This is a genomic window from Streptomyces cellostaticus (assembly GCF_023630175.1).
GTDB classification, from domain to species: domain Bacteria; phylum Actinomycetota; class Actinomycetes; order Streptomycetales; family Streptomycetaceae; genus Streptomyces; species Streptomyces cellostaticus_A.
Genome location: NZ_JALLIN010000016.1, coordinates 49749 through 70768, shown reverse-complemented (window position 1 = coordinate 70768; position 21020 = coordinate 49749). Strand labels below are relative to the sequence as shown.

Genomic DNA, 21020 nt, shown 5'->3' with positions numbered 1-21020 from the left:
CCGCTCCAACGCGTTTTCCCCGTACGGCAGTACCCACATCCGGGTCCCGGTCGTTGAACCGTCCGGACGGGTGGACCCCCGCCAGGGCCCCCGCCCGTCCCGCGCCCCGGAGGACCGCCCATGAGCATGCCACCCCTCGCCTCAGGCCCCGACGGCCCCACAGCCCTGCGCCCCCTCCTGGACACCGTCCTCGACGCGCTCGCCACCGGCCGCCTGGCCCGCGGCGGCCCCCTGCCGGCCGGCGGCCCCGAGACCGTCACCGCACGGATCGCCGCCGCCCTCAAGAACGGCGTCCTCCCCGACGCCCCGGACCCCGACGCCCTGCGCACCCTCGTACACGCCCTGGCCGAAGGCGCCGCCGACCCCGCCGACCCCCTCTGCGCCGCCCACCTGCACTGCCCGCCGCTCGCCGTCGCAACCGCCGCCGACCTCGCCGCCAGCGCCCTCAACCCCTCACTGGACTCCTGGGACCAGGCCCCCGCCGCCTCCGCCCTGGAAGCCGAGGTCACCCGCGCCCTCGCCCGGCTCATCGGCCTCCCCGACGCCCTCGTCACCACCGGCGGCACCGAATCCAACCAACTCGCCATGCTCCTCGCCCGCGAGACCCGCGGCAGCGGCCTCCGCCTGATCTGCGGCGCCAACGCCCACCACTCCCTGCCCCGCGCCGCCTGGCTGCTCGGCCTGCCCGACCCGGTCGTCCTCCCCACCCCGCGCGGCACCCTCGACCCCGCCACCCTCCACCACACCCTCACCACCGAACCCGGCCCGCTGCTGGTCGCCGCCACCGCCGGCACCACCGACGCCGGACTCATCGACCCACTGCCCGAGATCGCCCGCCTGTGCGGCACCCACGGCGCCCGACTCCACATCGACGCCGCCTACGGCGCCGGCCTCGCCTTCAGCGACCGGCACCGCGACAAACTCGCCGGCCTCCAAGCCGCCCACACCGTCACCCTCGACCTGCACAAACTCGGCTGGCAACCGGCCGCCGCCGGACTCCTCGCCGTAGCCGCACCCCGCGAACTCACCGCACTCCACCACCACGCCGACTACCTCAACGCCGACGACGACACCGAAGCGGGCCTCCCCGACCTGCTCGGGCGCTCCCTGCGCACCACCCGAAGACCCGACATCCTCAAGATCGCCGTCACCCTGAAAACCCTCGGCCGCACCGGACTCGGCGACCTGGTCGACCAGGTCTGCGCCCGCGCCCACGAGTTCGCCGCCCTCGTCCACCGGCACCCCGGCCACGAACTCTACGACCGGCCCGTAATCAGCACCGTCCTGTTCCGGCCCGCCGGCGCCCCCGACACCGCCGTCGCCGCCGTACGGCGCCGCCTGCTGCACCAAGGCCGCGCCGTCCTCGGACGGGCCCGCCCCGACGGACGGCTCTGGCTCAAGGCCACCTTCCTCAACCCCCACACCCGGCCCCACGAACTGGCCGCACTCCTCGAACTCACCGAAGGAAGCACCCCGGCATGAACAACCCCCCACACCACCATCCCGGCACCCCCCGCGACCTCGTCGGCATCGGCATCGGCCCCTGCAACCTCTCCCTCGCCGCCCTCGCCCACCCCCTCGCCGAACTCGACGCCGTCTTCTACGAACAGCGCCCCCGCTTCGACTGGCACCCCGGACTGCTCATCGAAGGCTCCACCATCCAGGTCCCCTTCCTCGCCGACCTGGTCACCCTCGCCGACCCCACCAGCCCCTGGAGCTTCCCCAACTACCTCCGGACCCGCGAACGACTCTTCCCCTTCTACTTCGCCGAACGCTTCCACATCCAGCGCGCCGAATACGACGCCTACTGCCGCTGGGTCTCCCAGCACCTGCCCGGACTCCGCTTCCACCACCGGGTCGACGCCGTCCGCTGGAACCCCCAGCACGACGTCTTCGAGGTCGACCACACCCGCCTCGGCGACCAGGGCGACACCCCCGCCATCGGCCGCACCCACACCCGCAACATCGTCCTCGGCATCGGCACCACCCCCCACGTGCCCGACAGCCTGCGGCCACTCACCGAGGCACCCGACGTCCCCGTCATCCACGCCGCCGACTACCTCGACCACCGCGCCACCCTCCTCGGCGCCGGCCACATCACCGTCGTCGGCTCCGGACAGTCCGGCGCCGAAGTCTTCCTCGACCTGCTGCGCCGGCGCCCCACCGGCCAGGAGAGACTGCACTGGATCGGTCGCACCGAGGCGTTCGCACCGATGGAGTACTCCAAACTCGGCCTCGAACACTTCACCCCCGACTACACCCGCTACTTCCACGCCCTCGCCGAACCCGTCCGCGACCGGCTGACCACCTCCCAGTGGCAACTGCACAAGGGCATCGACGCGAACACCCTCGCCGCCATCCACGACGAGCTGTACCGGCGCACCCTGAACGGCGGCTGGCCCGACACCGTCCTCACCCCCGGCGTCCGGGTCCGCACCGCCGGCCGCATCGCCACCGGCCAGGTGGAACTCCACCTCGAACACCTCCAGCAAGGCACCCGCACCCGGCTCGCCACCGACGCCGTCGTCCTCGCCACCGGCTACCGCGAACGCCCCGTCGACCACATCCTCGTCGGACTCGACCCCTACCTGCGCCGGGACAGCAGCGAACGACCACGCATCGGCGCGGACTACCGCCTCCTCCTCGACCCCTGCGTCACCGGCTCCCTCTACGTCCAGAACGCCGAACTGCACACCCACGGCGTGGGCGCCCCCGACCTCGGCCTCACCGCCTGGCGCAGCGCCGCCATCCTCAACTCCCTCACCGGCAAGGAGCAGTACCCCCTGCCCACCCGCACCGCCTTCACCACCTTCGGACTCAAGGAACCCGGCGTCCCCACGCAGCACGCCAGACGGGCCGGGCAACTCACGCCCCTGCGCGAATGACACCCGGCCCACCCGAACCCCCGGGATCAGAACACCGGAGTGCCGTCCCGCGTCAGCCTCCAGTCCACCGACGCGAAGTCCTTCGGATCCAGCACACCCTTCGCGGTCACCCACTCAGCGATCCGGGTACGGATCTCCGTCGACTCCGACCACAGCTCCTTCGCCGAGGCCACGTACGGGAAGGCACCGCCCCCGTTGGCACGGTAGTTGTTCACCGCCAGCACGAACTGCTGCCCGTCGTCCAGCGCGGCCCCACCGAACATCAGGTTCCTGATCCGCGAACCCGCCGGCTGCGCGACGTCGATGTCGTACGACAGCCCCGACACATAGTCGTAGTTGTAGTCCGGACGGCCGCCCGCGTTCGTCAGCTCGTCCACGTCGACCGCCGCGCCCGCCGCCGTCTGCACGAAGTACTCCGCCGAGTACTCCAGGTACGCCCGCACCTGAGCACCCGTCATCAGCTTCGCGACCAGCGTGTTGTCGTACACGTACAGACCCGACAGGTCCCGGATCGTCACGTCGCCGGCCGGGATCTGGGACGTCCGCGAGAACGGCGACGCCTGCGCGATCACCGGCAGCGACGCGTACTGCGTGCCCGCCAGCGCCGCCTTCACCACGTCCTCCTGGACCTTGGTGATCAGATCGATGATCGGGGCGTCCTTGTAACGGGCCTCGACCGTCGTCAGGGTCTCGGTCGCCCGGCCCACCACCTGGTTGACGTACGCCACGACCTTCTCGTGCTCGTCCTCCAGCAGCCTCGTGATCCGCGGGTCGTCCGCCACCGTCCTCGAGTCGCGCAGCGAAGCGGAGACCGACTCCACCTCCCACCTGCCCTTGCCGAACACCAGCTCGATGTCGAAGACGCTCAGCCGCTCCGCGTAGCACAGCGGCTCCGACAGCACCACCGTCCGGCCGCTCTGCTCGTTGACGACCTTCAGCTCCGGAATCTCCAGATGCGCGTGCCCCACCAGGATCGCGTCGATCCCCGGTACCTGCCGCGCCACGTTCGCCGCAGCGTCCTCCACATACGGCAACTGGTCACCGTACGACGAATGGCCCGACGTACCCGAATGCGCCGACACCACGACCACATCCGCGCCCATCGCCCTCAGCCTCGGCACCCACTTCGCGGCCTGCTCCTCCAGCCCCGGGAACGCCAGCTTGCCCTGCACATAGGCCTTGTCCCAGATCGCGATACCCGGGTTCGTCAGACCCAGTACGGCCACCTTCACCGGCGGAGCACCCGGCACATGGAACTTCTTCATGAAGTAGGGCTGGAAGGCCGGCCTCAGTGTCTTGGCGTCCACCGCGTTGGCGCCCAGCAGCGGAAAGTCGAGCTGGTCCTCGAACTTGCGCAGCGTCTCGATGCCGTAGTTGAACTCGTGGTTGCCGAGCGCCGCCGCGTCGTACCCGATCGCGTTCATCGCCTGCGCCATCGGGTGCACCGGACCACCCTTGGCGGTGATCGGGTCGACCTTCGCGTAGTAGTACGTCAGCGGGGTGCCCTGGATCGTGTCACCGGCGTCCAGCAACAGCGTGTTGCAGCGGCCCCTCTCCTCGCGGATTCCCTCGACCAGCGTCGAGATACGCGCCAGACCCTGCGCGTTGCCCGCCTTGTCGGAGTACTCCGTGTCCTTGAAGTAGTCCCAGTTGAAGACATGGCCGTGCAGGTCCGTGGTGCCCATGACGGTCAGGGAGTACCGCTTCGCGTGCTTCCCCCGCCCCTTCGCCTCCGCGGCCTCGGCCGCCGGAGCCGCGCCCGCGCCGGCGATCGCCACCCCCGCCCCGGTCACGGCGGACTTCTTCAGGAACTTCCGGCGGTTCAACGGCATCTCTCGGTCTCCTCGGGGAAACGGTCAACAACGCGCGTAGATTCTGACCCGGGCATGACCGGTGGCAACAGGTCCATTCGGTTTCGATCTGGTGACCTCAAGCCCCAACTCCGGCCCCCGAAGCGGAAACCGCCTGACACAGTGGGACGTATGACCCCACCGGGCGACCTCGCCCCACGACACCCCAAGCCCCCTCCTCGCCGCCCGGGGGCGAAGCCGGACGCGAGGCCGGCCCCCCGGAACCTCCCCGCCGGCGTCACCGTCACCGCCCACGGCCGCCGCGCCGCCCTCGACGAACACCGCCACAGCACCGCACCCGACCCCGACGGAGCCCGTGCGCGATGCGAATCGCGCGGATCTGAAGGCCGAAAACCCACGACGTGAAGACTTCGCTCAAAGGAGCGATCCGTCGCACAATTCAACACTTGTCAATAGCCCTTCACTCAACGGTTGTTGAGTGGCCATGAACCCAGAATTCACTACCCGCGGGTAAGGCCTAGGCTCGACATATGCGCCGAGCAAAGATCGTCTGCACTCTAGGCCCCGCCACCGACTCGTACGACCAGATCAAGGCACTCGTCGAAGCCGGAATGGACGTCGCCCGCTTCAACCTCAGCCACGGCACCCACGCCGAGCACGAGGTGCGGTACCAGCACGTACGAAAAGCCGCCGACGAAACCGGCCGCAGCGTCGGAATCCTCGCCGACCTTCAAGGCCCGAAGATCCGCCTCGGCCGATTCCACGAAGGCCCCGTACTCCTTGAACGCGGCGACACCTTCACCATCACCGTCGAAGAGGGCGTCGAAGGCGACCGCCACACCTGCGGCACCACCTACGCCGGCCTCGCCGCCGACGTCACCCCCGGCGAACGCATCCTCGTCGACGACGGCAAGGTCTGCCTCGAAGTCACCGCCGTCGACGGCCCCGAGGTCCACACCCGAGTGGCCGAAGGCGGCGTCATCTCCGACCACAAGGGCCTCAACCTCCCCGGCGTCGCCGTCTCCGTGCCCGCCCTGTCCAAAAAGGACGAGGACGACCTGCGCTGGGCCCTGCGCACCGGCTTCGACGTCGTCGCCCTCTCCTTCGTCCGCAGCGGCAAGGACGCCCACGACGTCCATCGCATCATGGACGAGGAAGGCCGCCGCCTCCCCGTCATCGCCAAGGTCGAGAAACCGCAGGCCGTCGACAACATCGACGACATCGTCGCCTCCTTCGACGGCATCATGGTCGCCCGCGGCGACCTCGGCGTCGAAATGCCCCTCGAACAAGTGCCCATCGTCCAGAAGCGCGCCATCAAACTCGCCCGGCGCAACGCCAAACCCGTCATCGTCGCGACCCAGATGCTGGACTCGATGATCGACAACTCCCGCCCGACCCGCGCCGAGGCCTCCGACGTCGCCAACGCCGTCATCGACGGCACCGACGCCGTGATGCTCTCCGGCGAGACCAGCGTCGGCAAATACCCCGTCGAGACCGTGCGGACCATGGCCAAGATCGTGGAAGCGGCCGAGGAGGACCTCCTCGCCAGGGGCCTGCCGCCGCTCACCGAACGCAACAAACCCCGCACCCAGGGCGGAGCCGTCGCCCGCGCCGCCGCCGAGATGGGCGACTTCCTCGGCGCGAAGTTCCTCGTGGCGTTCACCCAGTCCGGAGACACCGCCCGCCGGCTCTCCCGCTACCGCTCGCCGATCCCCCTGATGGCCTTCACCCCCGAACCGGCCACCCGCTCCCAGCTCAGTCTCACCTGGGGCGTGGAGACCTTCCTCGGCCCGGAGGCCGGCTCCACGGACGCCATGGTCGACCAGGTGGACGAACTCCTCCTGCGCCACGGCCGCTGCCGGAAGGGCGACCTGGTGGTCATCACCGCGGGCTCCCCTCCGGGCGTGGCGGGCTCGACGAACATGGTCCGCGTCCACCACATCGGCGAGGACGACAGCCCCGGGTAGCGGTCGCTCAGTGCTTGGGGCCCACGTGGGCGTCCATGAGGGCTACGGAGGCTCTGCGGGCTACGGAGATGTTGTAGGGGCTGCCGTGACGGGTGCAGTGGGTCCACGTGATCCCGAGCTTGTCGAGCGTGTCCGTGTACATCCGTCGGATGTCGTCGGAGACGTTGGTGAAGAAGTAGCGGGGATACTCGTAGCGCCTCCGCTCACCGCCGACCAGTCGTGTCGTCCAGTTGGTGATGCGGCATCCGTCGGAGTGGATCAGGCCGCGGACGAACTCCCAGGGGTGCTCGTCGACGATGTCCTGCTGCCAGGACTCCAGAGCGATCCGTCGCTCGTGCTTCTTGCCGGGGCCGTGCTGGGGGAAGAGGCAGGGCCAGTGCTTGCTGTACGACTTCACTTCGGCACAGCCGGACCTGCGGCGCCGCGTCACACTGGGCAGCGGCAGCACCGTGCGCATCGCTGCTTCGGCCGCGGTGACCAGGCCGGTCTGGGAGGCGTTGCAGAAGATGGACAGGTGGTGCTGCCTGCGCTTCGAGATGATGTGGCCGTCACCGAGATAGAGTCCCAGCAGGTAGGCGTACGCATCCCTGTCGACCGCGCGGCCGGTGCACCGGGGGCAGTCCGTCGGGGGTTCGTAATGCTCGCCTCGCGCCTTTCGGTCCTCGCTGCGCCACCAGCCGACGGTGCCTCGCGCCACACCGAGACGCTCGGCGACCACTCTGTTGGGGACGCCCCGGCGCATGAGGTCGACGGCTCGGTCGCGCATCGCAGGCGAGTGCTGGATCATGTGGACACGGTGCGTGACCGCGTGTCACGACACGCAGCAAAAAGCGGAGGATCACGCGAATGTGATCCTCCGCTTTCACGGTGCCGGGTGCGGGATTCGAACCCGCAAGCCCTTTCGGGCAGAGGTGTTTGAGACCTCCGTGTATGCCGTTCCACCAACCCGGCCGGGCACTGCGGTGAGTGTACCGGGTGCGCCGGGCTCGCCGCCGCTAGGTAGGCTGCATAGGCAGCAACACCTGCCCGCCCCGGAACGAGGAGCGCCCGAGTGACCGCCCCCGAGTCGCCCCAGCCCGTAGACGTGCCTGACGACGACAAGTCGCACGTGCCTCCGCTGACGACCCGTGTCGTCATCGCCGAGGACGAGGCCCTGATCCGGCTCGACCTGAAGGAGATGCTGGAGGAGGAGGGGTACACCGTCGTCGGCGAGGCCGGGGACGGCGAGCAGGCCGTCGAACTGGCCCGCGAGCACCGCCCGGACCTGGTCATCCTCGATGTGAAGATGCCCAAGCTGGACGGCATCTCCGCGGCCGAGAAGATCGCCGAGGAGTCCATCGCCCCGGTGCTGATGCTCACCGCGTTCTCGCAGCGCGACCTGGTGGAGCGGGCCCGGGACGCCGGTGCCATGGCCTATCTGGTCAAGCCGTTCAGCAAGAGCGACGTCGTCCCGGCGATCGAGATGGCGGTGTCCCGCTTCACCGAGCTGCGGGAGCTGGAGAAGGAGGTCGCGGACCTCACCCAGCGGCTGGAGACGCGCAAGCTGGTGGACCGGGCGAAGTCCGTCCTGCAGACGGAGTACGGGCTGACCGAACCGGCCGCCTTCCGCTGGATCCAGAAGACCTCGATGGACCGGCGTCTGTCGATGCAGCAGGTCGCCGAGGCGGTCATCGCGGACAACGACGAGAAGAAGTCCGCGAAGAAGGGCTGAGGCCCCCACGCACAGGACGAGGCCCGCGCCCCCGGGGAAGGGGGCGCGGGCCTCGTCGTGCCGGGCGTCCGGGGCGGTCAGTCCTCGCCGAGGTACGCCTTGCGCACGGACTCGTCGTGCAGCAGGTCCTGTCCGGAGCCGGAGAGGACGATGCTGCCGACCTCCATGACGTGGCCCTGGTCGGCGAGTGAGAGCGCCGCCTGGGCGTTCTGCTCGACGAGCAGGATCGTCGTGCCCGAGGCCTTCAGCTCGACGATCGTCGCCATGATCTTCTGCATCATGATCGGCGAGAGGCCCATGGAGGGTTCGTCGAGCATCAGCAGCTTGGGCTGGGACATCAGGGCCCGGCCCATGGCGAGCATCTGCTGCTCACCGCCGGAGAGGGTGCCGGCGGCCTGCTTCCTGCGCTCCCCGAGGATGGGGAAGAGGTCGTAGGCGCGCTGGATGTCCTTCTCGATGCCTTCCTTGTCCTTGCGGAGGAAGGCGCCGAGCTGGAGGTTCTCGGCGATGCTGAGGCGCGGGAAGATGTGCCGGCCCTCGGGGGAGTGGGCGAGTCCGAGGGAGACGATCTTGTGCGCCGGGACGCCGGTGAGTGGCTTGCCGTCGAAGAGGATCCTTCCGGAGCTGGGCTTGAGCAGTCCGGAGAGGGTGCGCAGGGTGGTCGTCTTGCCGGCGCCGTTGGTGCCGATGAGGGTGACGACCTGGCCGGCCTCGACGCTGAACGAGATGCCCTTGACGGCTTCGATCTTGCCGTAGGCGACCCTGAGGTCCTCGACCTCCAGCAGTGCGGTCACTGGGCCTCTCCCTTGGTGGTGCTGGTGCTCTCCGCGCCGTCGCTCCCGGTGTCGCCGCCGGCGCCGGAGTCGGCGGGCGCGGTGTCGTCGGCGCCGGTGGTGTCGGCCTGCGCGGGCTCGGGCTCGGGTGAGGTGTCGGCCTGCGCGGGCTCGGGTGCGGCGTCGGTCTTCGGTGCCGGGGCGGTGGCGTCGGCGGCGGCCTCCGCCGCCTCGACCTCGGCGGCCTCCTCCTGGCCGGGCTCGCCCTCGAAGGGTTCGCCGAGATAGGCGGCGACGACCCGGTCGTCGGCCTGGACGACGTCGGAGGTGCCTTCGACGAGCTTCTCGCCCTGGACGAGGACGGCGACGCGGTCGCAGAGGTTGAAGATGAAGCGCATGTCGTGCTCGATCACGAGGACGGCGATGCCCTTGTCCCGGATGGCGAAGACCAGTTCCTCGGTGGTCCGGGTCTCCTGCGGGTTCATGCCGGCCGTCGGCTCGTCGAGGAGCAGCAGGCCGGGTTCGCTGGCGAGTGCCCGGGCGATCTCCAGCTTGCGCTGTTCGCCGTAGGGCAGGTTGCGGGCGAGGTGGTCGCGCTTGGCGGCGAGGCCGACGAACTCGAGGAGTTCCATGGCCTTGGCCTCGGACTCCTTCTCGGCCTTGCGGAAGCCGGGGCCGCGCAGGAGTGCGGACCAGAGGCCTTCCTTGGTGCGGGTGTGGCGGCCGACGAGGACGTTCTCCAGGACGGTCATGTTGGCGAAGAGCCGGATGTTCTGGAAGGTCCGGGCGATGCCCGCCTGGGTGACCAGGTGCGGTTTGGGCGGGATCACCTTGCCCTTGAAGGCGACGGTGCCCTCGGTGGGGACGTACAGGCCGGTGAGGCAGTTGAAGAAGGTGGTCTTGCCGGCGCCGTTGGGGCCGATCAGGCCGACGATCTCGCCGCTGTTGACGGTGAAGTCCACGGATCGGACGGCGGTGAGGCCGCCGAAGCGCATGGTGACGTCACGGGCTTCGAGTACAGGTGTCGTCATGGTTCTTCACGCCCCTGCCTTGGTGGCGGCCGGTTCGTCGGCGAGCGTTCTCTGTTCGGGGACGTCGAGTTGGTCGATTTCGTGGAACTCGAGCTGGCGGCGGCGGTTGGCGATGATGCCCTCCGGACGGAAGCGCATCAGCAGGACCAGCGCGATGCCGAAGGCGAGCAGTTCGTAGTTCTGCAGGAACTGGAGCTTCTCGGGGACCAGGTAGAGGACGCTGGCGCCGAGGAGCGGGCCGCTGACGGTGCCCATGCCGCCGAGGACGACGGCGGCGAGGAGGAAGGCCGAGTTGGGCGGGGCGGCGCCGGCGAACTGGTAGGGCTGGGGGTTGACGCTGTAGTTGACGTGGGCCATCACGGTGCCGGCGAGGCCGGCGAGGGAGGCACCGAGGGCGAAGGCGATCAGCTTCACGCGGAAGCCGTTGATGCCCATGGCGGTGGCGGCGGTCTCGTCCTCGCGGATGGCGATCCAGGAGCGGCCGATGCGGGAGTCGGCGGCGCGGGTGAAGACGAGTACGACGATGGCCGTGACGATGAGCATCAGGAAGAGGTAGTTGGCGAACCGGCCGAGTGTGAATCCGGCGATCTGGTGTGCCTCGCCGAACCTGAATCCGAAGATGTCGAGGTCGGGGATCTGGGTGATGCCGTTGGGGCCGCGGGTGATGTCGGGTCCGGAGTCGCCGTCGAGGTTGTTGACGGTGATGCGGAAGATCTCTCCGAAGCCGAGGGTGACGATGGCCAGGTAGTCGCCGCGCAGTCGCAGGGTCGGGGCGCCGATGAGGACGCCGAAGACGAGCGAGGCGGCCATGCCGGTGAGGGCGGCGGCCCAGAAGGGGAAGTGGACCCCGGAGAAGCGGGAGTATTCGGAGCCGGACACGAGGGCCGCGGCGTAGGCGCCGACGCCGAGGAAGGCGACGTAGCCGAGGTCGAGGAGGCCGGTGAGGCCGACGACGATGTTCAGGCCGAGGGCGACGGTGGCGAAGATGAGGATGTTGACGCCGACGTTGGCGTTGTGGTCGTCGCTCTGGGTGAAGGGGAAGATGACCGCGGCGACGAAGGCGAGCGCCGAGGCGAAGCCCTTGTGCCGTGCGGCCATGGTCGCGTAGCGGTCGACGAGGCCGGTGTGCATCAGGCCCCAGGCGGCGAAGACGACGAGGAGGAGGAAGCCGATGAAGGTCTCGCTCGCGTCGTTGTCGATGCCGATGCCGTAGGTGAAGGCGATGAGGGCGACGGCGGTGCCGGCGGTGATGATGCCGCGCTCGATGAGCGGGGACACGGTGCCGGGGCGGGGCTGCGAGGGCTTGGTGAGGTAGCCGCGCAGGCCGGTGCCGGGGGCGGGGTGGGGCAGGGCGAGGGCGCCGATGACGGGCAGCGCGGAGGCGGCCATGGCGACGTAGGCGCCGGGGTCGAGGTTGACCAGGCCGTTCAGGTCGACGGCGATGGCGATGCCGGTGAACCAGCAGACGGTGAACGCCGACAGGGCCGTGAGGAAGACGGGGGAGGTGGCGCCGGCGGGGTTGAGCCAGCGCAGGCCCTTGGTGTTCCACAGGGTGAGGGCGAACAGCAGGGTGAGGGCGCCGGCGACGAGGGCGAGGATCTGCAGGCCCGCGGGGTAGCCGTAGACGGTGAGGTCGCCGGGGAACGCGGAGGTCCAGGTCCAGCTCATGAAGGTGCTGGCGATGGTGCCGACGGCGCCGGTGGCGATGAGGAGGCGGGCGGCGGCGGGCGGCAGCGGGACGGGCCCGTGCGCGGCCGTGGCCGGTGCGGTGGTGGTGGTGTCGGTCATGGTGCTCACGCCCTGTCCGCGACGCGTTCGCCGAGCAGGCCCTGTGGTCTGAAGAGGAGTACGAGGATGAGGAGGACGAAGGCCCAGACCGAGGCCCAGCCGCCTCCGCCGAGCTGGTGCATGCCGGGGATGTCGGCGATGTAGGCGGTGGCCATGGCTTCGGCGAGGCCGAGGACGAGGCCGCCGAGCATGGCGCCGTAGATGTTGCCGATGCCGCCGAGGACGGCCGCGGTGAAGGCCTTGAGGCCGGCGATGAAGCCCATGTCGTAGGAGACGGAGCCGTACTTGAGGCCGTAGGAGAGGCCGGCGACGGCGGCGAAGAGGCCGCCGATGGCGAAGGCGATGACGATGATGCGGTTGGTGTCGATGCCCATGAGCTGTGCGGTGTCCGGGTCCTGGGCGGTGGCCTGCATGGCGCGGCCGGTGCGGGAGAGCCGGACGAAGAAGGCGAGGACGGCCATGCACAGCGGGGCGGCGATGATGAGGAAGACGTCGCCGCTCTGGACGGTCACGGAGCCGAGGTGGACCGGGCCGAAGGGCAGTTGCGGGAAGACGCGGGCCGACTTGGCGTCGGGGTACCAGTTGAAGACCGCCTGCTGCAGGGCGAGTGACAGTCCGATGGCGGTGATGAGTGGCGCGAGGCGTGGTGCGCCGCGCAGGGGGCGGTAGGCGAAGCGCTCGGCGCCGACGGCGATGAGCACGGCGACCAGTGCGCCGCCGATGAGCATCGCCGGCAGGGCAATCCACATGGATATGCCGTCCGGCAGGGCGAGGTAGACCGTGAGTGCGCCGAAGCCTCCGGTCATGAAGATCTCGCCGTGGGCGAAGTTGATGAGCTGGACGATGCCGTACACCATCGTGTATCCGATGGCGATCAGCCCGTACATCGAGCCGAGGAACAGCCCGTTGGCCAGCTGCTGCGGCAGGGTGTTCACCGCATGGCCTCCATGTGGTGGGGAGAGTCGAGGGGTGCGTAGAGGGCGGGCCGCGCGGTGACGGTGGTCTGAGCCGCGCGGCCCTGGTGGTGCGGAGTGTCGGGCTGGGTTACTTCGGGTTGGCGACGCCGCTCTTGACGGACTTCCACTCGCCCTTGGTGACCTGGTAGACGGTCAGCTGCTTGTTGGTGGTGTCGCCGTACTCGTCGAACGAGATCTTGCCGGAGATGCCGTCGAAGGAGGTCTTCTGGACGGCGTCGACGACCTGCTGGCGGGCGTCGGAGGGCACCTTGCCGTCCTTCACGACCTCGCCGACGGCCTTGATGATGGCGGTGGTGGCGTCGTAGGCGTAGGAGCCGTAGGTGCCGTAGTCGCCGGGGTACTTCTTGGCCTTGTAGGCGGCCACGAAGTCCTGGGCGGCGGGCAGGGTGTCGACGGGGACGCCGATGGAGGTGACGAGGTCGCCCTCGGCGGCCTTGCCGGCGGTCTTGATGTAGGTCGGGGTGAACATGCCGTCGCCGCCGAACAGCGGGATCTTGGCGCCGGCGTCCTTGAGCTGCTTGGTCAGCACCTGGGACTCGTCGTACTGGCCGCCGTAGTAGAGGATGTCGGCGCCCGAGTTCTTGATCTTGGTGGCGAGGGTGGAGAAGTCGCGGTCGCCGGTGTTGACGTGGTCGGTGCCGACGATCTTGCCGCCCTGCTTGGCGAACTGCGCCTTGAAGATCTTGGAGAGGCCGGCGCCGTAGGTCTGCTTGTCGTCGACGACGAAGGCCTTCTTCTTCTTGAGGCCGTTGTACGCGTAGTCGGCCGCGAAGGCGCCCTGGAGGGCGTCGGTGGTGGCCGTGCGGAAGTAGGACTTGAACGGGCGGGACTTGTCGGTCTGCCAGTTCTTGCCCTGGGTCAGCTCGGGCGCGGTGTTGGAGGGGGAGATCTCCACCAGGTTGGCCGAGGCGAGGGTCTGCTGCATCTGGGTGGCCACGCCGGAGTTGAGCGGGCCGACGACGCCGAGGACGTCCTTCTCCGCGACGAGCTGGGAGGCGTTCTGCTGGCCGGTGGCGGGGATCGCCTTGTCGTCCAGTGCCTTGATCTTGAAGGTGACGCCGGGGACGGTCTTGTTCTTGTTGGCGTCGTCGACGGCGATCTGGGCGCCGTACTGGATGCCGAGACCCGTTGCGGAGTTCTGGCCGGTCAGCGGGGCGTCGACGCCGATCGTGACCGTCACGTTGCCGCTGTCGCTGCCCTTGCTGTCGTCATTGCGGGAGCCGCAGGCGGTGAGGGTCAGAGCTCCGGTGGTCAGAACGGAGGTAAGAATCACCAGAGAACGCTGTCGCACAATCGATCCTTTCCGCAGGCACGTTTGCCCCGAGTGGTGGGGATTGGGTGCCGCGCCGGTACCGAACTCCCGATGGAGCGGTGACTGGCCGTGACTCTAAGCGTGTGTGGACAACGTGGAGGAGTGCTTGTCCAAGGCTGTGACGCTCTTGTTATGACACGAGGTAATGCAGAGCGGTACGCCGTGGGGGGAACGCATGAATTGAGGTCGATTCGCCCTGTCCACATTCTGAGAACCCGCAGGACCGTGTCGACGTGTTCAGGCGTCTCGACCGTTTTGGTAATTACGCGACTCTGTTGCTGCAGGCGACTTCCTGGGCGGTCGCGCGGCCCTGGGGCGGGTGGACGCGGTGGCCGAAACCGGGAATCTGGATTGCACGCTTATTACATAGAGTTACCGCAAAGGAAAGGAGTCCGACGGCTTCGGCGCTTTCCCGCACGCCGCCCGCGGGGAGGGTTGCGGTGATCTTGTGGAGAGAGTGTCCCTTTGCCCCGAAGGGGAGGTGCGGCGGTATCCGGACGCGCTCGCCGGCGCCGGCGCCGTTTCGTCCGGGGGTGGTGCACGCGGGCTCGCGGGTCTGTTCGGTCCGTCAACTCGACTGTTTCGGTGCGGTGATGACGCCGCCTCAGATGTCGGAGCCGTCGGACGAGGGTGGGGCGCCGGGGCTCGGGCAGGGGGGGGAGTGACGGTGCGTCAGGTCGCTGCGCGGGGAAATGGCGGGGCGTCAAGTCCCGGGTGCGGCGTGTGCCGCTGTCCCAGGTCGCGCGGGTGGGGAGGGAACGGGTGGGAGGTGGCCGGCGGGACCTCGGCGGCCCCGCCGGACGGCGGTCAGGCGCCGGTGTTCGGCACGTGCGCCTCGTCGCCCTTGCGGACGTCGCGCAGCAGGCAGGTGAGCCGGGCGGTGCAGACCCGGCGTCCCTCCTCGTCGCTGATGACGATCTCGTAGGTGGCCGTGGAGCGCCCCCGGTGCACGGGAGTGGCCACGCCGGTCACCAGCCCCGAGCGGGCGCCGCGGTGGTGGGTGCAGTTGAGGTCGACGCCGACCGCGATCTTGGAGCTGCCGCCGTGCAGCATGGAGCCGACCGAGCCCAGGGTCTCCGCCAGCACCGCCGACGCGCCGCCGTGCAGCAGCCCGTACGGCTGGGTGTTGCCCTCGACGGGCATGGTGCCGACGACCCGCTCCGCCGACGCCTCCAGGATCTGCACGCCCATGCGGGTTCCGAGGTGGCCCGCGGAGAACAGTGCGGGCAGGTCGACGCCGAGCGCGGCGTACTCGTCGACGACCTCCTGCGGGAATTTCACCTGCTGCAGCTCACCCATGGGCGCGGCTCCGTTCTGGTCCAGCCGATCACGTCGCTGAGCGAACGCTCAGTCGGTCGCCGATTGTTCCAGACGGCCTTCCGGACGGGTCCGCGGGCGGTCGCCCGCCCGGTTCCCCGGCGCCTCCGCCGCGGCGTGCTCCAGCCGGATGACGACGGACTTGCTGGCCGGGGTGTTGCTGGTGTCGGCGGTGGCGTCCAGGGGCACCAGCACGTTGGTCTCCGGGTAGTAGGACGCGGCGCAGCCCCGGGCCGTCGGGTAGTGCACGACGCGGAAGCCGGGCGCCCGCCGCTCCACGCCGTCCCGCCACTCGCCCACCAGGTCGACGTACGACCCGTCGGCCACTCCCAGGGCGCGCGCGTCCTCGGGGTTCACCAGCACCACGCGGCGGCCGCCCGTGATGCCCCGGTAGCGGTCGTCCAGGCCGTAGATGGTGGTGTTGTACTGGTCGTGCGAACGCAGCGTCTGCAGCAGCAGCCGGCCGGCGGGGAGTTCGGGGTACTCCACGGGGGCCGCGGTGAAGTTCGCCTTCCCGGTCGCGGTCGGGAAGCGGCGCTCGTCGCGCGGCGCGTGCGGCAGGGTGAAGCCGCCGGGGCGGGCCACCCGCGCGTTGAAGTCCTCGAAGCCGGGGACCACGCGTGCGATGCGGTCGCGGATCGTCGCGTAGTCCCGCTCGAACTCCTCCCAGGGCACCTTGCTGTCCGCGCCGAGCACCCGGCGCGCCAGCCGGCACACGATGGCCGGTTCGGACAGCAGGTGCCGGCTCGCCGGCTCCAGGCGGCCGCGTGAGGCGTGCACCATGCCCATGGAGTCCTCGACGGTCACGAACTGCTCGCCGCCGCCCTGCAGATCGCGCTCGGTGCGGCCCAGGGTCGGCAGGATGAGGGCGCGCGCGCCCGTGACCACGTGCGAGCGGTTCAGCTTGGTCGACACGTGCACGGTCAGCCGTGCGCGCCGTACGGCGGCCTCGGTGACGTCCGTGTCGGGGGAGGCGGAGACGAAGTTGCCGCCCATGGCGAAGAACACCTTCGCCTCCCCGTCGCGCAGCGCGCGGATGGCCCGCACCACGTCGAAGCCGTGCTCGCGCGGCGGCGCGAACCCGAACTCCTTCTCCAGGGCGTCCAGGAAGGCCGGCGCCGGCCGCTCGAAGATGCCCATCGTGCGGTCGCCCTGCACGTTGGAGTGGCCGCGCACCGGGCACACGCCCGCGCCGGGACGGCCGATGTCGCCGCGCAGCAGCAGGAAGTTGACGACCTCGCGGATGGTCGGCACGGAGTGCTTGTGCTGGGTGAGGCCCATGGCCCAGCAGACGATCGTCCGCCGGGAGGCGAGGACCATGCCGAGGGCCCGCTCGATCTCCGCGCGCGTGAGACCGGTGGCCGCGAGCGTCGCGTCCCAGTCGGCGGCGCGGGCGGCCTCGGCGAACTCCTCGTACCCGTGGGTGTGCTCCGCCACGAACTCCTCGTCGACCGCGCCCCGCGTCTCGAGGATCAGCTTGTTGAGGAGGCGGAACAGGGCCTGGTCGCCGCCGATGCGGACCTGCAGGAACAGGTCGGTGAGCGCGGTGCCCCTCAGCATGCCCTGCGGGGTCTGCGGGTTCTTGAACCGCTCCAGACCGGCCTCGGGCAGCGGGTTGACGCTGATGATCCGCGCGCCGTTCGCCTTGGCCTTCTCCAGGGCGGAGAGCATGCGCGGGTGGTTCGTCCCCGGGTTCTGCCCGGCCACGATGATCAGGTCGGCCCGGTGGAGGTCCTCCAGCAGGACGCTGCCCTTGCCGACGCCGATGGTCTCCGACAGGGCCGAGCCGGACGACTCGTGGCACATGTTGGAGCAGTCGGGCAGGTTGTTGGTGCCCAGCTCGCGCGCGAAGAGCTGGTAGAGGAACGCGGCCTCGTTGCTGGTGCGGCCCGAGGTGTAGAAGACGGCCTCGTCGGGGGAGGCGAGCGCGGAGATCTCCCCGGCGATGATGTCGAAGGCGCGTTCCCAGGTGACGGGCTCGTAGTGCGTGCCGTCCTCGGCGAGATACATGGGATGGGTGAGCCGGCCCTGCTGGCCCAGCCAGTACCCGCTGCGCCCGGCGAGATCGGCGACCGGGTGCGCGGCGAAGAACTCCGGGGTGACCCGGCGCAGGGTGGCCTCCTCCGCCACCGCCTTGGCGCCGTTCTCGCAGAACTCCGCCCGGTGCCGGTGGTCCGGCTCCGGCCAGGCGCAGCCCGGGCAGTCGAAGCCGTCCTTCTGGTTCACGCGCAGCAGGGTCAGCGCGGTGCGCCGCACACCCATCTGCTGCTGTGCGACACGCAGGGTGTGGCCGACGGCCGGCAGGCCCGCCGCCGTGTGTTTGGGCTCCGCGACCTGCGGCGCGTCCTGGACCGGATCACCCTTGGGCGGCTTCGTCGCCATCGTCCGCTCCCCTTCGACTGCGTGTGAGACGTCCTACGTCGATCCTCCCACGGCACACCGGCGTGCGGCCGGGCGCACCGGGCCCCGGCACCGCGGCCGAGGGCGGCGGGGCGAGGGGGCGCCGTGCGGCCCCGCGGGGCACCGCCCGCGGCGCCCGGGCGGTGCCGCCGCGGCGCCCGGCGCGTGGCGGGCCGGTCCCGGCTGTCGGTGGGGCGTGGCAGGATCGGGGACGTGGCAGAGACAGCATCGAAGAAGACCGAACCCAACCCCGGCGGCCGTCCCCGGCTGATGCTCATGGACGGGCACTCGCTGGCCTACCGCGCGTTCTTCGCGCTGCCCGCGGAGAACTTCACCACCGCGACGGGCCAGCCGACGAACGCGATCTACGGCTTCGCGTCGATGCTGGCCAACACCCTGCGTGACGAGGCGCCCACGCACTTCGCGGTGGCCTTCGACGTCTCCCGCAAGACCTGGCGCTCCGAGCGCTTCACCGAGTACAAGGCGAACCGCTCCAAGACCCCCGACGAGTTCAAGGGGCAGGTCGAGCTGATCGGCGAGCTGCTCGACGCCATGCACGCGCAGCGCTTCGCCGTCGAGGGCTTCGAGGCGGACGACGTCATCGCCACCCTCGCCACCCGGGCCGAGGCCGAGGGCTTCGAGGTGCTGATCGTCACCGGCGACCGCGACTCCTTCCAGCTCGTCACCGAGCACACGACCGTGCTGTACCCGACGAAGGGCGTCTCGGAGCTGACCCGGTTCACCCCGGAGAAGGTCTTCGAGAAGTACGGACTGACGCCCGCCCAGTACCCGGACTTCGCCGCCCTGCGCGGCGACCCGTCCGACAACCTCCCCGGCATCCCGGGCGTCGGCGAGAAGACCGCCGCGAAGTGGATCAACCAGTTCGGCTCGTTCGCGGAGCTGGTCGAGCGCGTCGACGAGGTCAAGGGCAAGGCGGGCCAGAACCTGCGCGACCACCTGGAGTCGGTCAAGCTCAACCGGCTGCTCACCGAGCTGGAGCGCCAGGTCGAACTGCCGAAGTCGGTCACCGACCTGGAGCGGGCGCCGTACGACCGCAAGACCGTCGCGATGGTCCTGGACACCCTGGAGATCCGCAACCCCTCGCTGCGCGAGCGGCTCTTCGCCGTCGACCCCGGCGCCGAGGAGGCCGAGGCCACGCCGGTCGCGGCCGAGGGCGTGGAGCTGGACGGCACCGTCCTGGGCACCGGCGAGCTGGCCGGCTGGCTCGCCGGGCACGGCATCGGCCCCCTCGGCGTCGCCACGGTCGACACCTGGGCGCTGGGCACCGGCTCGGTCGCCGAGGTCGCCCTCGCCGCGGCCGGGGGAGCGGCGGCCTGGTTCGACCCCGCCGAACTGGACGAGGCCGACGAGCGCGCCTTCGCCGGCTGGCTCGCCGACGCCGGCCGCCCGAAGGTGTTCCACAACGCCAAGGGCGCCATGCGGGTCCTCGCCGAGCACGGCTGGCGCGTCGAGGGCGTCGCGATGGACACCGCGCTCGCCGCGTACCTGGTCAAGCCCGGCCGCCGCTCCTTCGACCTGGACGCGCTGTCCCTGGAGTACCTGCACCGCGAGCTGGCCCCCGCCGCCGCGGCCGACGGCCAGCTCGCGTTCGGCGCGGACGAGGGCGCCGAGGCGGAGTCCCTGATGATCCAGGCCCGTGCCGTCCTCGACCTGGGAGAAGCGTTCGAGGGGCGGCTCGAGGAGGTCGGCGCCGCCGATCTGCTGCGGGACGTGGAGCTGCCCACCTCCGCCCTGCTCGCCCGTATGGAGCGCGACGGCATCGCGGCCGACCGCGCCCACCTCGAGGCGATGGAGCAGACGTTCGCGGGCGCCGTGCAGCAGGCGGTGAAGGAGGCCCACGCCGCCGCCGGCCGCGAGTTCAACCTCGGCTCGCCCAAGCAGCTCCAGGAAGTCCTCTTCGGCGAGCTGGCCCTGCCGAGGACGAAGAAGACGAAGACCGGCTACACCACCGACGCCGACGCCCTGGCCTGGCTCGCCACCCAGACCGACAACGAACTGCCGGTGATCATGCTCCGGCACCGCGAGCAGGCGAAGCTGCGGGTCACCGTCGAGGGCCTGATCAAGACCGTCGCCGCCGACGGCCGCATCCACACCACGTTCAACCAGACCGTGGCCGCAACCGGCCGGCTGTCGTCCACCGACCCGAACCTGCAGAACATCCCGGTCCGCACCGACGAGGGCCGGGCGATCCGCCGCGGCTTCGTGGTGGGAGAGGGCTTCGAGTCCCTGATGACCGCCGACTACAGCCAGATCGAGCTGCGGGTGATGGCCCACCTCTCCGAGGACAAGGACCTCATCGAGGCGTTCACCACGGGCGAGGACCTGCACACCACGGTCGCCTCCCAGGTCTTCTCGGTCGGGCGGGACGCGGTGGACGCGGAGATGCGCCGCAAGATCAAGGCCATGTCGTACGGCCTGGCCTACGGGCTGTCCGCCTTCGGCCTCTCCCAGCAGCTCAACATCGAGGCGGCCGAGGCCCGCGGCCTGATGGACACCTACTTCGAGCGCTTCGGCGGCGTGCGCGACTACCTGCGCCGCGTCGTCGACGAGGCACGGGCCACGGGGTACACGGCGACGCTCCTCGGACGCCGCCGCTACCTGCCCGACCTCAACAGCGACAACCGCCAGCGCCGCGAGGCGGCCGAACGCATGGCCCTCAACGCCCCCATCCAGGGCACGGCCGCCGACATCGTCAAGATCGCCATGCTCAACGTCGACCGGGCCCTGCGCGAGGCGGACCTGAGGTCCCGCCTGCTTCTGCAGGTGCACGACGAGATCGTGCTGGAGATCGCCCCCGGCGAGCGCGCGGCCACGGAGGAACTCGTCCGCCGCGAGATGGCCGGCGCCGTCCGGCTGCGTGCCCCGCTCGACGTCTCGGTGGGCGTGGGCCCCGACTGGGAGTCGGCGGCCCACTGACGCCCGCCCGGTGTCCCGCGCACCGCGCGGCTCCCCGGATCCGCGCCCGGTTCCCCGGACACCCGCCCGGGGACGCGGCGATCCACGCACCGCGTCCCTCCCCGGCGCGGC

14 protein-coding genes and 1 tRNA gene are annotated in these 21020 nt (G+C 70.3%); 5 read left to right on the top strand and 10 right to left on the bottom strand.

Going from position 1 to position 21020, the window contains the following annotated elements; genetic code table 11:
- The first annotated feature begins 120 nt into the window (after positions 1–120).
- Together MXD57_RS12745 and MXD57_RS12740 are read left to right on the top strand one after the other, a co-directional pair.
- A complete protein-coding gene (locus MXD57_RS12745) occupies positions 121–1482 on the top strand; it encodes a pyridoxal phosphate-dependent decarboxylase family protein (RefSeq protein WP_250401482.1) in 1362 nt (453 codons plus the stop codon).
- Positions 1479–2885, top strand: coding sequence for a lysine N(6)-hydroxylase/L-ornithine N(5)-oxygenase family protein (locus tag MXD57_RS12740; protein WP_250401481.1), 1407 nt, complete (start codon positions 1479–1481; stop codon positions 2883–2885). The genes MXD57_RS12745 and MXD57_RS12740 overlap by 4 nt, the downstream gene beginning before the upstream one ends.
- Before the next feature lie 26 nt (positions 2886–2911).
- Here the strand turns inward: MXD57_RS12740 and MXD57_RS12735 are convergent, their stop codons facing one another.
- Positions 2912–4717: a bifunctional metallophosphatase/5'-nucleotidase gene (locus MXD57_RS12735; protein WP_250401480.1), complete on the bottom strand. Its 1806-nt coding sequence runs from the start codon at positions 4715–4717 to the stop codon at positions 2912–2914.
- Between the two features lie 509 nt (positions 4718–5226).
- Between MXD57_RS12735 and pyk the strand changes: the two genes are divergently transcribed.
- Positions 5227–6663 carry a pyruvate kinase gene (gene pyk, locus MXD57_RS12730; RefSeq protein WP_250401479.1) on the top strand — a complete coding sequence of 479 codons (1437 nt, stop codon included), beginning with the start codon at positions 5227–5229 and terminating at the stop codon, positions 6661–6663.
- 7 nt (positions 6664–6670) lie between these two features.
- On the opposite strand, the gene MXD57_RS12725 is transcribed toward pyk, so the two are convergent.
- The gene (locus MXD57_RS12725; RefSeq protein WP_250401478.1) at positions 6671–7450 is read right to left on the bottom strand and encodes a helix-turn-helix domain-containing protein; all 780 of its coding nucleotides are present in this window, start codon (positions 7448–7450) and stop codon (positions 6671–6673) included.
- An 81-nt stretch (positions 7451–7531) separates the two neighbouring features.
- Positions 7532–7614: transfer RNA gene (locus MXD57_RS12720), tRNA-Leu, on the bottom strand.
- Positions 7615–7714: 100 nt separating this feature from the next.
- Here MXD57_RS12720 and MXD57_RS12715 point away from each other — a divergent pair.
- The gene (locus tag MXD57_RS12715) at positions 7715–8374 is read left to right on the top strand and encodes an ANTAR domain-containing response regulator (protein ID WP_250401477.1); all 660 of its coding nucleotides are present in this window, start codon (positions 7715–7717) and stop codon (positions 8372–8374) included.
- A 77-nt stretch (positions 8375–8451) separates the two neighbouring features.
- Here MXD57_RS12715 and MXD57_RS12710 read toward each other — a convergent pair whose 3' ends face one another.
- From MXD57_RS12710 to MXD57_RS12680, 7 genes are all read right to left on the bottom strand, one after another.
- Positions 8452–9168 carry an ABC transporter ATP-binding protein gene (locus MXD57_RS12710; RefSeq protein ID WP_250401476.1) on the bottom strand — a complete coding sequence of 239 codons (717 nt, stop codon included), beginning with the start codon at positions 9166–9168 and terminating at the stop codon, positions 8452–8454.
- Complete coding sequence (locus tag MXD57_RS12705; RefSeq protein WP_250401475.1) at positions 9165–10178, bottom strand: ABC transporter ATP-binding protein; 1014 nt, start codon at positions 10176–10178, stop codon at positions 9165–9167. Before MXD57_RS12705 ends, MXD57_RS12710 begins: the two co-directional genes overlap by 4 nt.
- Positions 10179–10184: 6 nt before the next feature.
- Positions 10185–11966 carry a branched-chain amino acid ABC transporter permease gene (locus tag MXD57_RS12700; protein WP_250401544.1) on the bottom strand — a complete coding sequence of 594 codons (1782 nt, stop codon included), beginning with the start codon at positions 11964–11966 and terminating at the stop codon, positions 10185–10187.
- 5 nt (positions 11967–11971) lie between these two features.
- The gene (locus MXD57_RS12695; RefSeq protein WP_250401474.1) at positions 11972–12901 is read right to left on the bottom strand and encodes a branched-chain amino acid ABC transporter permease; all 930 of its coding nucleotides are present in this window, start codon (positions 12899–12901) and stop codon (positions 11972–11974) included.
- A 109-nt stretch (positions 12902–13010) separates the two neighbouring features.
- Positions 13011–14234, bottom strand: a complete 1224-nt coding sequence (locus MXD57_RS12690) for a branched-chain amino acid ABC transporter substrate-binding protein (RefSeq protein ID WP_250401473.1) — start codon at positions 14232–14234, stop codon at positions 13011–13013.
- 828 nt (positions 14235–15062) lie between these two features.
- On the bottom strand, positions 15063–15554 hold the full coding sequence (locus tag MXD57_RS12685; protein ID WP_250401472.1) for a hotdog fold thioesterase: 492 nt from the start codon (positions 15552–15554) through the stop codon (positions 15063–15065).
- A 48-nt stretch (positions 15555–15602) separates the two neighbouring features.
- Positions 15603–17954 carry an FdhF/YdeP family oxidoreductase gene (locus MXD57_RS12680; RefSeq protein ID WP_250401471.1) on the bottom strand — a complete coding sequence of 784 codons (2352 nt, stop codon included), beginning with the start codon at positions 17952–17954 and terminating at the stop codon, positions 15603–15605.
- Positions 17955–18185: 231 nt separating this feature from the next.
- On the opposite strand from MXD57_RS12680, the gene polA reads away from it, so the two are divergent.
- A complete protein-coding gene (gene polA, locus MXD57_RS12675; RefSeq protein WP_250401470.1) occupies positions 18186–20909 on the top strand; it encodes a DNA polymerase I in 2724 nt (907 codons plus the stop codon).
- The last annotated feature ends 111 nt before the right edge of the window (positions 20910–21020 follow it).